Here is a 13,471-nt window from a genome sequence, read left to right on the forward strand (position 1 = left end):
GAACTCAGTTCTCCTTTACCGGCCGTACACGGAACACGACCCACTTGAGCATCACGAAATTGATCACGGTGGCCGTCCCCTGGGACACGACCCAGGCGAGGGTGGCCTTCCACGCCATCTCCGGCAGCACGTTCAGCATGAGCCGATTCACGCCGATCGTCACGAGGAAGGTCACCGCGTACAGCAGAACGAACCCGCCGATCTGGGCGTTCCCCTCGCGCTTGCCCGCGGCGAAGGTGAAGCGGCGGTTCAGGAAGAACGCGGTGGTCGTGCCCACGATGAAACTGATCGCGCGCGCGATGTCCACCCACGGCGTGGCATCCATGCCGACCGCACGCAGCAGCGAATACGTGCCCAGGTCGAGCAGGGCGCAGAAGCCGCCGATCGCGGCGAAGCGGATCAGCTGGCCCAGCAGTCCGGGGCCCCCGGGCGCCTGCTGCGCTTGGTCACTCTGCGGTTCTGTAGCCACCACTTGGAATACCTTCTCGGCCTATTGCGTCAGTGTCCGTATTACCCACTTCGACGCTCGGACGCTTGTGCCTTGATGCGCAAAGTGTAGAAGCGGGCACTTCAGGGTCACGTTCCGGGCGGTGTTCGGCGTGGCTACCCTGGTCCGCGTGACCCAAGCACCCGAGACACAGCGCCGCACGCTCACCGGCTGGGGCCGCACCGCCGGGACCGTCGCCGACGTGCTGAGCACGCGCGACGTCGAAGCTATCGCCCGCGCCGTCGCCTCCGCAGGCCCGCGCGGGGTCATCGCCCGCGGCCTCGGCCGGTCCTACGGCGACCCGGCGCAGAACGCGGGCGGCCTGGTCGTCGACATGACCGTGCTCGACCGCATCCACTCGATCGACCCGGATTCCGGCCTCGTCGACCTCGACGCCGGCGTCAGCCTCGACAAGCTGATGCGCGAGGCGCTGCCGTACGGCCTGTGGGTCCCGGTCCTGCCGGGCACCCGCCAGGTGACGATCGGCGGCGCGATCGCCAACGACATCCACGGCAAGAACCACCACTCGGCGGGCAGCTTCGGCAACCACGTGGTGTCGATGGACCTGCTCACCGCCGACGGATCCGTGCGCACGCTCACCCCGGAGGGCCCGGATTCGGAGCTGTTCTGGGCGACGGTGGCGGGAATCGGGCTCACCGGGATCATCGTCCGCGCCACCGTGCGGATGAAGAAGACGGAAACGGCGTACTTCTACGTGGACGCCGACCGCACCTCGAACCTCGACGAGACCCTCGGGCTCTTCACCGATGGTTCGGACCTCAACTACGACTACTCGATGTCGGTGCCGGACCTGATCTCGTCCGACAGCCGCCTCGGCCGCGCGACGTTCTCCCGCGGTTCGCTCGCGAAGCTCGACCAGCTGCCGCCGAAGCTGCGCAGCAACCCGTTGAAGTTCGACGCGCCGCAACTGCTGACGCTGCCGGACGTGTTCCCCAACGGGCTCGGCAACAAGCTCACCTTCGGCTTGATCAACGAGCTGTGGCAGAAGACGGTGCCCAAGAAGGGCGCGCGCGGCAAGATCCAGAACCTCACGCAGTTCTATCACCCCCTCGACATGCTGAGCGAGTGGAACCGCGCGTACGGCAACAAGGGCTTCCTGCAGTACCAGTTCTCCGTGCCGTTCGGCGCGGAAGACCAGCTCAAGGGCATCTGCCGGGCGATCTCGCGGTCCGGGCACTACTCGTTCCTGAACGTGTTCAAGCGGATGGGCGACTCGAACCCGGCTCCGATGTCCTGGCCCGCGCCGGGCTGGATGCTGAGCGTCGATTTCCCGATCAAGAACGGGCTCAGCCGGTTCTGCGAGGAAATGGACGAGATGGTCCTTGACGCGAACGGCCGCCTGTACACCGCGAAGGACTCGCGCACCTCGCCCGAGACGTTCGCGAAGATGTACCCGCGGCTGGAGGAGTGGCGCAAGGTGCGCGCTTCCGTTGACCCCGAAGGCGTTTTCGCCTCTGACATGAGCCGGAGGCTCGCACTGTGATCGACGCGGTCGGTAATCCCCAGTCCCTGCTGCTGCTCGGCGGCACGTCCGACATCGCGCTGGCGATCGCGGAGAAGTACCTCGCGGAGAAGCCGCTGCGGGTCGTGCTGGCCGCTCGTCCTTCGCCGCGGCTGGAGGAAGCCGCGCCGCGGCTGAAGGATCTCGGTGCCGAAGTGTCCACTGTGGCCTTTGACGCGAAGGACCTGGCGTCGCACCCGAAGGTGCTGGACGAGGCGTTCGCCGGCGGCGACATCGACGTCGCGGTGGTCGCGTTCGGTCTCCTCGGCGAGGCCGAGGAGCTGTGGCAGGACCACGGCAAGGCCGTTGAGCTGGCGACGGTCAACTACACCGCCGCGTTGTCGGTCGGCGTGGCGCTGTCGGAGAAGCTGAAGACCCAGGGCCACGGCAAGGTCATCGCGCTGTCGTCGGTGGCGGGCGAGCGGGTCCGCCGGTCCAACTTCGTGTACGGCTCGACCAAGGCCGGTTTCGACGGCTTCTACCTCGGTCTCGGCGAGGCGCTCGCGCCGCACGGCGTGCAGGTGACCGTCGTCCGGTCGGGCCAGGTCAAGACCAAGATGACCGCCGGGATGAAGGACGCTCCGCTGACCCGGACCGCCGAGCAGGTCGCCGACGTCGCGGTCGAGGCCGCGCGCAAGGGCAAGGACCTCGTCTGGTCGCCGTCGGAGTTCCGGCTGGTGATGTCGATCCTGCGGCACGTGCCGCGGCCGATCTTCCGCAAGCTCCCGGTCTGACGTTTTCCCGGCCCGGCCTCCACCATTCGGTGGATGCCGGGCTGACCAGCTCGACGATGTCCTGAGGCGCCCGCCGCGCCGAAACTCAGGGCATGGGGAACGAATTCCGCTCGTCGCTGGCCGCGCTGCTGATCGACCTCGGCGCGCCAGTCGGCGGCTATTACCTGCTCCGCGCCTTCGACGTCCCGCCGGTGTGGGCGCTGCTGCTCAGCGGCCTGCCACCCGCGCTGCGCGTGCTGTACACGCTGGTCACCCGGCGTCGCGTGGACGGGATCGGCCTGCTCGTCCTGATGTTCCTGGCCGTCGGCTTGGCCACCACGCTGATGACCGGCGACGCCCGGCTGATGCTCGTGCGCGGAGCCTGGTTCAGCACGCTGGCCGGGGTTTGGCTGCTCGCGAGCCTGGTCGTCGGCCAGTATCCGACGACGTATCAGGCGGCTCGCGCTCTGCTGCCCGGCCGCGGCTCCCGGCTGGACGCGGCGTGGGAGGAGCGGCCGTCGTTCCGCCGGGCGTGGCGGGCGCTGACCGTGGTGTGGGGCGTCGGCAGTTTGGTCCACAGTGGACTGAGCATCGGGATGGCGTACACGCTGCCGGTCGACGACGTCCCCGCACTCGACGCCGGGCTGTCGATCGCGTTCTTCGTCGGACTGCAGGTGATCACGCAGATTCTGCTGCTCCGCGAGGGCACGCTCCGTCAGGTGCTGCGACCATCCACAGTGGACTAGTCGCCGGACGGCGGCCGCAGCCCGTCCACCAGCCGGGCCGGATTCACCCCGAGACCGTCGGCGAACTTGAGCAGGTTGTGCAGATTGATGTTGCGCAGCCCGCGTTCGACCTGGCTCACGAACGTCCAGTGCACTCCGGCCAGTTCGGCCAGCTGTTCCTGGCTCAGCCCCGCGTCGTTGCGGAATTCGCGCACGCGTTCGCCAATGGTGCGAGTCGCGGCGGAGAGCGGAGGCTTGGCCATCGTCGGTTAATCACACACGTCTACCGCCGCCAAGGCCAGAGCAGGAATCATCAGAGCATTTATGCCTATAGCGTCTGCGTCTAGCCGGAGGCGGCTTTTCCGCAATTGCTACCTGTTCTCAATTGCAGACACCACCACGCGCGGGTAATCAATCGGCTACCGTGCTAACGGCGATTGCGAGAAGGGGGCGCGGGTGCGGGAGGACGTCAGGCAAGCGGTGACCCTGCCCGTCGAAGCGCTCTCGGCCGTCTGGGACATGCTCGACCTCGGCGACCAGCATCCGATGCTGCGCGCGAACCGCGTCTGGGTAAAAACCGGCGCACACCGCGAACTTCACGCCGCCACCGTCAATCTTCTCGTCCGGCTCGGCCTCGCGGACAACGACGCACCGTCCGCGTATTTGCGCACCACCCTGCGAGTGCTCGCCGAGGCCGAACGCGAGTACTTCGCCTGGTCGGCATTGCGCGGCGGAATCCAGCGAACCGTCATAGTCGCGCAACGGGAAGAAGCCGCGATTCTGGTATCCGCGCAGGACGGCCTGGTCGAAATCCAGCCAGCCGCCCCGACTCGGCTGGCCACGACGCTTTTCGACAAGCTTCCGCAAATCCCCGGCGCGCCGGTCCGATCCGTTTCGGTCACGCCCGCGGCCGACTCAGCCCCGGACCCGTTCGACGAGACCAACAGCCACGAATACCTTGTCTCGACCCTGAATCAACCGGCGGAAGCGACGCACGAGCTCTACGTCGCGCGCCGCGAGAACGGACGGCACCTCACCGGCGGCCCGATCCTCGCCGCCGACGTGAAATCCGGCCGAATTCTCGCCTACCAGACGACCGACGGCCGGACCGAGCTCATCCCCGGCACCCCGCGCGCGATCGTGAAGATCCTGAACGACACCTTCGCCGCGCTTTAGCCCAGCACGACCGGGCAATGCGGATTCGGCGTCTCCGCCAATTCGATCATCGCCTCCAGCCGCTCCCGCGTGCGTTCGAGACCGGAGATGTACTCGTCCAGCCGGGCTTTCTCCCCGCGCAGCCGATCGCGCGACTCCGGCGTGCTGACCCCCGCGTGCAGACACGGCATCAACTCGCGGATCGTCGCGCTGGACAGCCCGGCCGCGTAAAGCTGCTGGATCAGCCCCACCCACGACACCGCGTCCTCGCCGTACCGGCGCTGCCCGCCGGACGTGCGCGTCGACTCCAGCAGCCCCTGCTGCTCGTAATAGCGCAGCGAACGCACGCTGACCCCGGCGCGCTCCGCCACCTCTCCGATCCGCATCCGCAAGCCTCCGCCGTGATCCGCACAACAAACACGAGAACCTGACACCGACGTCAGGATCCAGGATAGCCGTTGTCCCCTTCCGACGGCTTTTCCCAGGAGAACCCTCATGCAGATCGCAGGCTCAACCGCGCTGGTCACCGGTGCCGCACGCGGACTCGGCACCCACTTCGTCCGTGCCCTGCTGGACCGCGGCGCGGCGAAGGTCTACGCCACCGCTCGCCGCCCGATCGACCTCGACGGTGCCGTGCCCCTGCAGCTAGACGTCACCGACCCCGGCTCGGTCGCGGCCGCCGCGGCCGCCGCCCCGGACGTCAACCTGCTGATCAACAACGCCGGAATCGCCAGCTTCACCGACCTGGTGACCGGCGACCTGGCCGCGATTCGCCGCGAAATGGAAACGAATTTCTTCGGCCCGCTCCAGATGATTCGCGCATTCGCGCCAGGATTGAAGGATGGCGCGGTTCTGAACGTGCTGTCCGCGCTTTCCTGGGCGACCTACCAGGGCTCGGCGGGATACGCGGCGTCGAAATCGGCGGCGTGGAGCTTGACCAACTCGGTGCGGCTGGAACTCCTGGCGCAGCGCACGCTGGTCAGCGGCCTGGTCATGGCCAGCACGGACACCGACATGATGGCGGGCTTCGACATCCCCAAGAACGACCCGGCCGAGGTTGTCCGGCTCGCGCTGGACGGCCTGGAAGCGGGGGAAATCGAGATCATCGCGGACGCGGACAGCGCGACCGCGAAAGCCGCGCTGTCCGCGCATCCGACGGTTTTGTACCCGGCGCTGCTGGAGTCCTGAGGGCAGGGATTCTGCGCGAAAGGCTCGATCAATTCCCAGAGCCGGTGTTGCCGCCATTCCCGTTGCCGAACCCGGGGCCGTTGTTCTGGTTGCCGCCGTTCTGGCCGTTCGGGACGCGGTGACGCTGACCGGGACCGCCGTCGTTGAAGCGGTGGCCGCCCTGGTGCTGGCTCATGCCGGGGCGGCCGGGATGGTGCGTCGCGGCCATGACGCCGCCGACGATTCCGCCGCCCACGGCCAAACCCAGGACACCCACCGCGACCAGCTGCGTCGCCCGATGGGCCACGAACCGGCGGAAACCGCTCTGCTTCGGCGGCGGCAGCGGCATGCCCCACGGGCCGGGTTGGGCGAAGGTGCCGGGCTGCTGGGCGGCCGGACCGGCCTGCTGGCCCGCTTGAGCCGCCTGCTCGGCAGACGACGCCGGTTGACCTGCCTGCTCGGCGGACGGCCCGGGTTGGCTCAGCTGGTTGGTCTGCTCGGCGGACGATGCGGCTTGGCCTGCCTGCTCGGCCGACTGCCCGGGTTGGCCTGCACGCTCGGCGGTTGGCCCGGGCTGGCCCAGCTGGCTGGTCTGTTCGGCAGGCGGCACCGGCTGACCAGGCTGAGCGGCTCCCTCAGCGGCCCCCGGCTGACCGGCCGAACCAGCAGAAGCTCCGCCCAGGTCCCCGGTCCGGCCGAACTGTTCAGTCGGCTCCTGCCCGGCGCGCTCGCCGGGCGAGGGGTTCTCGTTGTCGTTCATCGTCGGTCCTCCGGGCTGAGCGGGTGGGAGGCGGGGTGTCCCGGCTCCCACCCCTGAGGGTGACCGTCGATGCTGTGGAGAAGCTGAATCCCAGCTGTTTAAATCCGCGCGCCGTTCACAGGTAGAACGACAGGAACAGGGTCACGACCCAGGTCGCGCCGAGCACCTGCAGCACGCGGTCCTTCAAGGCGATCTCGTCGGGCGCGCCGGCGTTGCCGCCGTCCACGTCGACCGCGTAGCGGAGCACCGCGATCACGAACGGGACCATCGACACGACCGCCCACACCGAGTTGTGCTCGGCCTGGCGGATCTCGAACGCCCACAGGCAGTAGGACATGATCAGGATCGCCGCGGACGTCGCCCACACGAAGCGCAGGTAGCTCGCCGAGTACTTCTTCAGCGAGGACCGGATCTTCGCGCCGGTGCGCTCGAACAGCATGATCTCCGCGTAGCGCTTGCCCGCCACCATGAACAGCGAGCCGAACGCCGTGACCAGCAGGAACCACTGCGACATCGCGATGCCGCCCGCGACACCGCCGGCCACCGAGCGCATCAGGAAGCCCGAGCCGACGATCGCCAGGTCCACCACCGGCTGGTGCTTCAGCCCGAAGCAGTAGCCGAGCTGGACGGCTTCGTAGACCGCCAGCACGATGGCGAGGCGCCAGTCCGCCGCGAACGACACGGCCAGGCCGGCCAGGAAGAACACCACGGCCGAGGCGTAGGCCACCGGGACCGGGACGATGCCCGCCGCGATCGGGCGGTTGCGCTTCGTCGGGTGGGCCCGGTCGGCCTCGACGTCGACGGCGTCGTTGATCAGATAGACCGACGAGGCGGTGAGCGAGAACGCCACGAACGCGATCAGCGCGTCGATGACCAGCTCGGTCCGGTTCGTCGCCTTGGAGAAGGCGAAGAACGGCGCCGCGAAGACGAGGACGTTCTTCACCCACTGCTTCGGCCGCGCGGTTTTGATCACCCCCAGCACGAGACCCACTGGGCTCGGGCCGGAGGACGGGGCCGGGGCGGCCGGGGTCGAGGCCGGAGCCTCGGGCTTCTCGGCCTGGTCGGTGGCTTCTTCGGCCACGTCGGTCTTTTCGGCAGCCGGCTCCGTCGCTTGCGCGGATTCGGCCGTACCGGACGCGTTTTCGGTTCGCTCGTCGGTCGTTTCGCTCATCGCTTCTTGGTCAGCTTCCGTCGGATCAGACCGCCGACGACGCCTCCCAGGGCGGCTCCGGCCAGAACGTCTGTCGGATAGTGAACGCCGAGCAGCAGCCTCGAGGCGAGCATCGGCGGTACCAGGGCGGGGACCAGGTTACGCCCGGTCAATCCGGAGTAGAGCACCGCCGCCGCTGTCGTCGACGTCGCGTGCGACGACGGGAAGCTCAGCTTGCTCGGCGTGCCGACCAGAACCTCCACGCTGGGATGGTCCGGACGGCGGCGCCGCACGACGCGCTTCACGGCGATCGACGCGGCGTGCGCGCCCACCACTCCGGCCGACGCGACCAGCCAGTCTTTGCGCCGGTCACGGTCCACCGCCGCTCCGAGCAAGCCCAGCGCGAACCATCCCGCGCTGTGCTCCCCGAACAGCGACATTCCCCGCGCGACCTGCACCGTGCCCGGCTTCTTCAGCACCTTTTGGGTGCGGGAGAGCACAGCCACTTCACCGCGCGGGGTGTCTTTCTCAAGCATCGATCGACCCGTCGATCGGCGCACCGTCGGTCAGGTGCGGGGCGATCTTGTTGTCGAACGCCGACAGCGCCGACCCGATCGCCATGTGCATGTCGAGGTACTTGTACGTGCCCAGCCGTCCGCCGAACAGCACGTTCTTCTCGCGGGCCTCGGTCTTCGCCAGCTCGCGGTAGCTTTCCAGCTTCTCGCGGTTCTCCGGCGTGTTGATCGGGTAATAAGGCTCGTCGTCTTCCTTCGCGAAACGCGAGAATTCGCGGAAGATGACCGTCTTGTCCTTCGGGTAGTCCCGCTCCGGGTGGAAGTGGCGGAACTCGATGATGCGGGTGTAGGGGACCTCTTCGTCGTTGTAGTTCACGACGGAGGTGCCCTGGAAGTCGCCGGTCTGCGCGACCTCGGACTCGAAGTCGACGGTGCGCCAGGTGAACCGGCCCGCCGAGTAGTCGAAGTAGCGGTCCAGCGGACCGGTGTAGACGGTCGGGGTGCCGGCCGGGATGTGCTGGCGGACGTCGAAGTAGTCGACGTTCAGCCGGATCTCGATGTTCTCGTGCTCGGCCATCTTCTCGAGCCACGCGGTGTAGCCGTTGACCGGCAGACCCTCGTACGTGTCGTTGAAGTACCGGTTGTCGAAGGTGTAGCGGACCGGCAGGCGGGTGATGATGTTCGCGCCGAGGTTCTTCGGGTCGTTTTCCCACTGCTTCGCGGTGTACCCGCGGATGAACGCCTCGTAGAGGGGGCGGCCGATCAGCGAGATCGCCTTTTCCTCGACGTTCTGCGCGTCCTCGGTCCGGAACTCGGCAGCCTGCTTGGCGATCAGCTCGCGCGCCTCGTCCGGCGTGTGCGACTTGCCGAAGAACTGGTTGATCAGGCCGAGGTTCATCGGGAACGAGTAGACCTGGTCCTTGACCTTGGCGAAGACCCGGTGCTGGTAGCCGGTGAACTCGGTGAAGCGGTTGACGTAGTCCCACACCCGCTTGTTGGACGTGTGGAAGAGGTGCGCGCCGTAGCGGTGCACCTCGATGCCCGTTTCGGGCTCGACCTCGGAGTAGGCGTTGCCCCCGAGGTGGTGGCGGCGCTCGAGGACCAGGACCTTCTTGCCCAGCTCGGCCGCGGCCCGTTCGGCGATGGTCAGGCCGAAGAAACCGGACCCGACGACGACGAGGTCGTAACCGCGAAAGTCGTCTTCAGTAATCTTGGCGGAGTTCGTGTGCTCGCTCACGGGCGCTCAGGGTACGCAGTCGCGCGACCGCCTCCCGAACCGACCTCGGCATCCCGCCGGGTTTTACCCGCACTACACAAGTGAGAAGCATGCCTGCACCAGACACCTTCTGGACTTATTTCGGCGCGGTCGCCACTTACCTGGCCGTGCTGATGGTCCCGGGCGGCATCATCGGGAGGGCCGCGGGAGTGCGCGGCTGGGCCCTGGCCGGACTAGCGCCGCTGCTCAGCTACGCCGTCACCGGCCTTGGCGGGCCGTGGCTGGCGGCCGTCGGCCTCCGCTACAACGTCCTCACCGCCGCGGCCTGCACTGTGCTGCTGGCGGGGATCGCGTGGGGGATCCGCAGACTGTGCCTCGTGCGCGGCTGGATCAAGCCCGGCGCGGAGGAGCCACCGGTCGTCTGGAGCACTCGCGCGCACTGGTCGGTCGCCGCGTGCGTCGTGGTGGCGACGGCGCTGTCGATCGCCGTGGTGCTGTCCGCGCGCGGCGGGACGACGGCGGTCTTCCAGCGCTGGGACACCGTCTATCACGCGAACGGCATCCGCTACATCGCCGACACCGGCGACGGCTCGCTCATCGGCATGAGCAAGATCAACTGGTACCCGGACGGCTCGTTCTACCCGAACGGCTATCACCTGGTCGCCGCGCTGGTCTATCAGATCTCCGGCACGAGCATCCCGGTCACGCTGAACGCCGTGACCATGCCGGTCGCGGGCATCTTCGCACTGTCGATGGTCGCTCTGGTCCGCCAGATGGGCGGCCGTGCGGTCTTCGCGGGCTGCGCGGCTCTCATCGCCGCCGCTGCCACCACGGGCGCGTACGAGTCGGTGTCGAGCGGCCTGCTGCCGTACGCGCTGGGCGTGGTTCTGACACCGCTCATGGTGGTCTCGCTGCAACGCTTCCTCGTACGTCCGGGCGTCGACACCGGCATCGTGCTCGCGCTCACCGTGGACGGCTTGCTTGTCGCGCATTCGAGCGCGCTATTCGGTGGCACGCTCTTCGCGGCACCACTGGTGCTGCAGCGCTGGTATCGGTCGCTTCGCGGGCTTCAGGTGGACGGTGTGCCCGAAGGACGCAACGGGCTGCGCGTGATCGGCGGCGACATCGTGCGCACAGTGCCGGTCATGGTGATCGCGCTCGGGCTCGCCGCGCTGCAGATCCTGGGCGCGATCGGCTTCACCAACGGCGCGTACCCGTACCAGCCGTGGAATTCGGACCTGCCGGTCATGTCGGCGCTGAACATGCTCGCCACCTTCCAGCAGGTGCTCCACAAACCGCAGCTCTGGCTCACCGTGCTGCTCGTGGTCGGTGTGCTGAGCTTCCGCGCGCTCGGCAGGCTGCGCTGGCTGATGGTGTCCGCGATCGGGCTGTCCGGGCTGTTCGTGCTGGTCACGTCCTACGGCGCGTCGCCGCTGGTGATCTCGCTGTCGCGGCCGTGGTGGAACGACCGGTTCCGGCTGATGGCGCTGGCCGCGATCCCGCTGTGCCTGCTCGCCGGGCACGGCATGGCGGAGCTGCAGCGCTGGATCGCGCAGCTGATCCGCTCGGTCAGCTGGGCGAAGGCGCGGCCGAAGGTGGTGTCGCGGCTCGGCGTCGCGGCGGCGGCGGTCGTCGTGGCCCTGACCGCGGTGTTCACCGGCGGTTTCTACCGCACCGCGAACGCCACCGCGGTGTCGTTCCTGTACTACAACGGGCCGGAGGGCGAGGTCACGCCGCCGGTCAGCCCGGACGAGATCGCGGCGATGGACTTCCTCGGCCGGATGGGCATCCCGGCGGATCAGAAGGTGCTGAACGACCGGCTGGACGGCACCGCGTGGATGTACGCGCTGACCGGCGTGCACCCGGTGGCGGGCCACTACGACGGCGGCGGCCCGATTTCGCCGGACGCGGCGTACCTGGCGCTGCACTTCCGCGATTACGACCTTGACCTGCGCGTTCGCGAGGCAGTGCAGCGGCTGAAGGTGCACCACGTGCTCGTGGGCAGCGGCTCGATCGCCAAGGACGCGCCGCTCTCCCCTGGCCTGCGTGACCTCCGGGGCCGCGATTTCCTGCGCCTCGTGTACGACAACCCCGGCGCGCAGATCTACACAATCATCAAGTGAAACTCGTGACCGCGGCCTCCCCGCCGCGGTCACGAGGCATCATTCGGCCTTGAGGCCCGGCAGCACTTCTTCGACGACCTTTTCCAGCACCGACTCGTGCCCCTCGTACGGCCCGCTCGAACGCGGCCAGTGCGCGATGACGTCGGTGAAGCCCAGCTCACGGGCCCGTTCGGTGGCCTCGCGGAACGCCGCGACACTGCTGAGCGAGAACACCGGTGCCGCGTCGAGGCTCAGGTGCCGCTGGATGCCCGCCGGCTCGCGACCGGCCGCTTCGAGCCGCTGGTCGAACGTGCGGACCAGCTCCTCGATGCCGGTCCACCATTCGTCGAGGGTGGCCCCGCCGCGGCCGGTGGTGACCCAGCCCGCCCCGAACCGCGCGGCCAGCGTCATGGTGCGCGGGCCGTTGGCCGCGACCAGGAACGGCAGCCGCGGGCGCTGCACCGTGCCGGGCAGGTTCCGCGCGCCGCGCGCCGAGTAGTACTCGCCGGAGAAGTCGAAGTTGTCGGTCATCAGCAGCCCGTCGAGCGCCTCGACGAACTCGGTGAAGCGGTCGACCCGCTGCCGCGCGGTCAGCTCCGGCGCGGCGAGCACCTGCGCGTCGTAACGCGAACTGTCCACGCCCGCGCCGACGCCCAGCACGAAGCGCCCGTCGGACACGTCGTCCAGGGTGATCAGCTCGCGCGCGAACGGCACGGGATGCCGCGCGACCGGCGAGGCGACGAAGGTGCCCAGCCGGATCGTGGAGGTGACCATGGCCGCCGCGGTGAGGGTGGGCACGGCGGAGAACCACGGGCCGTCGACCAGCGATCGCCAGCCGAGATGGTCGTAGGTCCACGCGTGGTCGAAGCCGTACTCCTCGGCCGCGCGCCATTTCGGCTCGGCCGCCCACCAGCGGTCTTCAGGAAGAATTACGATGCCTGCTCGCACGAGGCCGACCGTAACGTCCAGCACTGACATTCGCTCGAACGGGCGGCGACCGGGAGAATGGGACGCGTGGAGAAACCCCGGTTGATCGCGTCCGATGTCGACGGAACCCTGCTCGGCCCCAGTGAAAAAGTGACGCCGCGCACGGTGGCGGTCGTCCAGCGGGTCCTGGCCGACGGCGTGCCGTTCGTGCTGTCCACCGGCCGCCCGCCGCGCTGGATCGCGCCGATCGCCGGGCCGCTCGGGCTGACCGGGTACGCGGTGTGCGCCAACGGCGCCGTGCTGCTCGACATCGGAGCCGATTCGGTGGTCGCGGTGCACGGCGAACTCGAGCCGGTCCTGCTGCACGACCTGGCCTCCGCGCTCGACAAGGCCCTGCCCGGCTGCCGGCTGGCCGCGGAACGGATCGGCACCGGGTCGGTGGACCACGACCTGCGCAATTTCGTGATCGAGCCGGAGTACCACAACCCGTGGGGCGACGAGGAGAGCCGGATCGCGCCGCGCGCCGAGGTGCTCGGGAAAACCGCGATCAAGCTGCTGGTCAGCCGGCGCGGGATGACGTCGGGCGAGATGGCCGAGGCGGTGAACGCGGTGCTCGACGGCGCGGTGGACGTCACGTACTCGTCCACCGGCGGGCTGATCGAACTGTCCGCGCACGGCGTGACGAAGGCGACCGGGCTCGCGGACGTCGCCGAACGCTTCGACGTGCCCCAGTCGTCGGTGATCGCCTTCGGCGACATGCCCAACGACGTCGAGATGCTGCAGTGGGCCGGGCACGGCGTCGCGATGGCCAACGGCCACCCGAAGGTGCTGGCGGTGGCCGACGAGGTGACTGGGCCGGCCGCGGAGGACGGGGTGGCGCAGGTGCTGGAGCGCTGGTTCTAAGCGCAGCGTCGGAGCTCTCCGCCTGATCGCGCCATACCGAGGTCCGTGAAGGGCTCCTTGAGGGAATCAGATTCCCTCAAGGAGCCCTTCACGGACGTCTGGAGGATGCACAGAGCGTCGGAGCGCGAG

15 protein-coding genes are annotated in these 13,471 nt (G+C 68.6%); 7 read left to right on the forward strand and 8 right to left on the reverse strand.

Features of this window, described 5'->3' with window-relative positions; genetic code table 11:
* Window positions 1-4: 4 nt before the first annotated feature.
* Entirely contained in the window at window positions 5-472 is a 468-nt protein-coding gene (locus ACFXI3_RS38850) for a GtrA family protein (protein WP_344281715.1), read from the reverse strand.
* 145 nt (window positions 473-617) lie between these two features.
* On the opposite strand from ACFXI3_RS38850, the gene ACFXI3_RS38855 reads away from it, so the two are divergent.
* The 3 genes from ACFXI3_RS38855 (at window position 618) to ACFXI3_RS38865 (ending at window position 3,468) form a co-directional block, all read left to right on the forward strand.
* Entirely contained in the window at window positions 618-1,991 is a 1,374-nt protein-coding gene (locus ACFXI3_RS38855; protein WP_344281718.1) for an FAD-binding oxidoreductase, read from the forward strand.
* Entirely contained in the window at window positions 1,988-2,743 is a 756-nt protein-coding gene (locus ACFXI3_RS38860; RefSeq protein WP_378406433.1) for a decaprenylphospho-beta-D-erythro-pentofuranosid-2-ulose 2-reductase, read from the forward strand. Before ACFXI3_RS38855 ends, ACFXI3_RS38860 begins: the two co-directional genes overlap by 4 nt.
* 92 nt (window positions 2,744-2,835) lie before the next feature.
* Complete coding sequence (locus ACFXI3_RS38865) at window positions 2,836-3,468, forward strand: VC0807 family protein (RefSeq protein WP_378406435.1); 633 nt, start codon at window positions 2,836-2,838, stop codon at window positions 3,466-3,468.
* Here the strand turns inward: ACFXI3_RS38865 and ACFXI3_RS38870 are convergent.
* Entirely contained in the window at window positions 3,465-3,710 is a 246-nt protein-coding gene (locus ACFXI3_RS38870; protein ID WP_101436515.1) for a helix-turn-helix domain-containing protein, read from the reverse strand. The genes ACFXI3_RS38865 and ACFXI3_RS38870 overlap by 4 nt on opposite strands.
* A gap of 193 nt (window positions 3,711-3,903) precedes the next feature.
* Between ACFXI3_RS38870 and ACFXI3_RS38875 the strand changes: the two genes are divergently transcribed.
* Window positions 3,904-4,623, forward strand: a complete 720-nt coding sequence (locus tag ACFXI3_RS38875; protein ID WP_378406437.1) for an ESX secretion-associated protein EspG — start codon at window positions 3,904-3,906, stop codon at window positions 4,621-4,623.
* Here ACFXI3_RS38875 and ACFXI3_RS38880 read toward each other — a convergent pair.
* Complete coding sequence (locus ACFXI3_RS38880) at window positions 4,620-4,988, reverse strand: MerR family transcriptional regulator (protein ID WP_378406439.1); 369 nt, start codon at window positions 4,986-4,988, stop codon at window positions 4,620-4,622. The genes ACFXI3_RS38875 and ACFXI3_RS38880 overlap by 4 nt on opposite strands.
* 109 nt (window positions 4,989-5,097) lie before the next feature.
* On the opposite strand from ACFXI3_RS38880, the gene ACFXI3_RS38885 reads away from it, so the two are divergent.
* Window positions 5,098-5,790: an SDR family oxidoreductase gene (locus tag ACFXI3_RS38885; RefSeq protein ID WP_378406441.1), complete on the forward strand. Its 693-nt coding sequence runs from the start codon at window positions 5,098-5,100 to the stop codon at window positions 5,788-5,790.
* A 28-nt stretch (window positions 5,791-5,818) separates the two neighbouring features.
* Here the strand turns inward: ACFXI3_RS38885 and ACFXI3_RS38890 are convergent, their stop codons facing one another.
* The 4 genes from ACFXI3_RS38890 to glf form a co-directional block, all read right to left on the reverse strand.
* Window positions 5,819-6,529, reverse strand: coding sequence for a hypothetical protein (locus ACFXI3_RS38890; protein WP_378406443.1), 711 nt, complete (start codon window positions 6,527-6,529; stop codon window positions 5,819-5,821).
* 115 nt (window positions 6,530-6,644) lie between these two features.
* A complete protein-coding gene (locus ACFXI3_RS38895; protein ID WP_378406445.1) occupies window positions 6,645-7,700 on the reverse strand; it encodes a decaprenyl-phosphate phosphoribosyltransferase in 1,056 nt (351 codons plus the stop codon).
* Entirely contained in the window at window positions 7,697-8,215 is a 519-nt protein-coding gene (locus ACFXI3_RS38900; RefSeq protein ID WP_344281746.1) for a phosphatase PAP2 family protein, read from the reverse strand. The genes ACFXI3_RS38895 and ACFXI3_RS38900 overlap by 4 nt, the downstream gene beginning before the upstream one ends.
* Entirely contained in the window at window positions 8,208-9,431 is a 1,224-nt protein-coding gene (gene glf / locus ACFXI3_RS38905) for a UDP-galactopyranose mutase (RefSeq protein ID WP_344281749.1), read from the reverse strand. Before glf ends, ACFXI3_RS38900 begins: the two co-directional genes overlap by 8 nt.
* Window positions 9,432-9,520: 89 nt before the next feature.
* On the opposite strand from glf, the gene ACFXI3_RS38910 reads away from it, so the two are divergent.
* Window positions 9,521-11,533, forward strand: coding sequence for a DUF6541 family protein (locus tag ACFXI3_RS38910; protein WP_344281752.1), 2,013 nt, complete (start codon window positions 9,521-9,523; stop codon window positions 11,531-11,533).
* Between the two features lie 39 nt (window positions 11,534-11,572).
* On the opposite strand, the gene ACFXI3_RS38915 is transcribed toward ACFXI3_RS38910, so the two are convergent.
* Window positions 11,573-12,460 carry an LLM class flavin-dependent oxidoreductase gene (locus ACFXI3_RS38915; protein ID WP_378406448.1) on the reverse strand — a complete coding sequence of 296 codons (888 nt, stop codon included), beginning with the start codon at window positions 12,458-12,460 and terminating at the stop codon, window positions 11,573-11,575.
* 57 nt (window positions 12,461-12,517) lie between these two features.
* Between ACFXI3_RS38915 and ACFXI3_RS38920 the strand changes: the two genes are divergently transcribed.
* Window positions 12,518-13,342: an HAD family hydrolase gene (locus tag ACFXI3_RS38920; protein WP_378406450.1), complete on the forward strand. Its 825-nt coding sequence runs from the start codon at window positions 12,518-12,520 to the stop codon at window positions 13,340-13,342.
* Window positions 13,343-13,471 lie beyond the last annotated feature (129 nt).

The organism is Amycolatopsis sp. NPDC059235 (assembly GCF_042754125.1).
GTDB lineage: Bacteria > Actinomycetota > Actinomycetes > Mycobacteriales > Pseudonocardiaceae > Amycolatopsis > Amycolatopsis albidoflava.

Excerpts from the sequence above, each read along its gene's own strand:
- ACFXI3_RS38865 (WP_378406435.1), top strand. The coding sequence starts at position 2,836 with ATGGGGAACGAATTCCGCTCGTCGCTGGCCGCGCTGCTGATCGACCTC.
- ACFXI3_RS38870 (WP_101436515.1), bottom strand. The coding sequence starts at position 3,710 with ATGGCCAAGCCTCCGCTCTCCGCCGCGACTCGCACCATTGGCGAACGC.
- ACFXI3_RS38880 (WP_378406439.1), bottom strand. The coding sequence starts at position 4,988 with ATGCGGATCGGAGAGGTGGCGGAGCGCGCCGGGGTCAGCGTGCGTTCG.
- ACFXI3_RS38885 (WP_378406441.1), top strand. The coding sequence starts at position 5,098 with ATGCAGATCGCAGGCTCAACCGCGCTGGTCACCGGTGCCGCACGCGGA.
- ACFXI3_RS38890 (WP_378406443.1), bottom strand. The coding sequence starts at position 6,529 with ATGAACGACAACGAGAACCCCTCGCCCGGCGAGCGCGCCGGGCAGGAG.
- ACFXI3_RS38895 (WP_378406445.1), bottom strand. The coding sequence starts at position 7,700 with ATGAGCGAAACGACCGACGAGCGAACCGAAAACGCGTCCGGTACGGCC.
- ACFXI3_RS38900 (WP_344281746.1), bottom strand. The coding sequence starts at position 8,215 with ATGCTTGAGAAAGACACCCCGCGCGGTGAAGTGGCTGTGCTCTCCCGC.
- ACFXI3_RS38910 (WP_344281752.1), top strand. The coding sequence starts at position 9,521 with ATGCCTGCACCAGACACCTTCTGGACTTATTTCGGCGCGGTCGCCACT.
- ACFXI3_RS38920 (WP_378406450.1), top strand. The coding sequence starts at position 12,518 with ATGGGACGCGTGGAGAAACCCCGGTTGATCGCGTCCGATGTCGACGGA.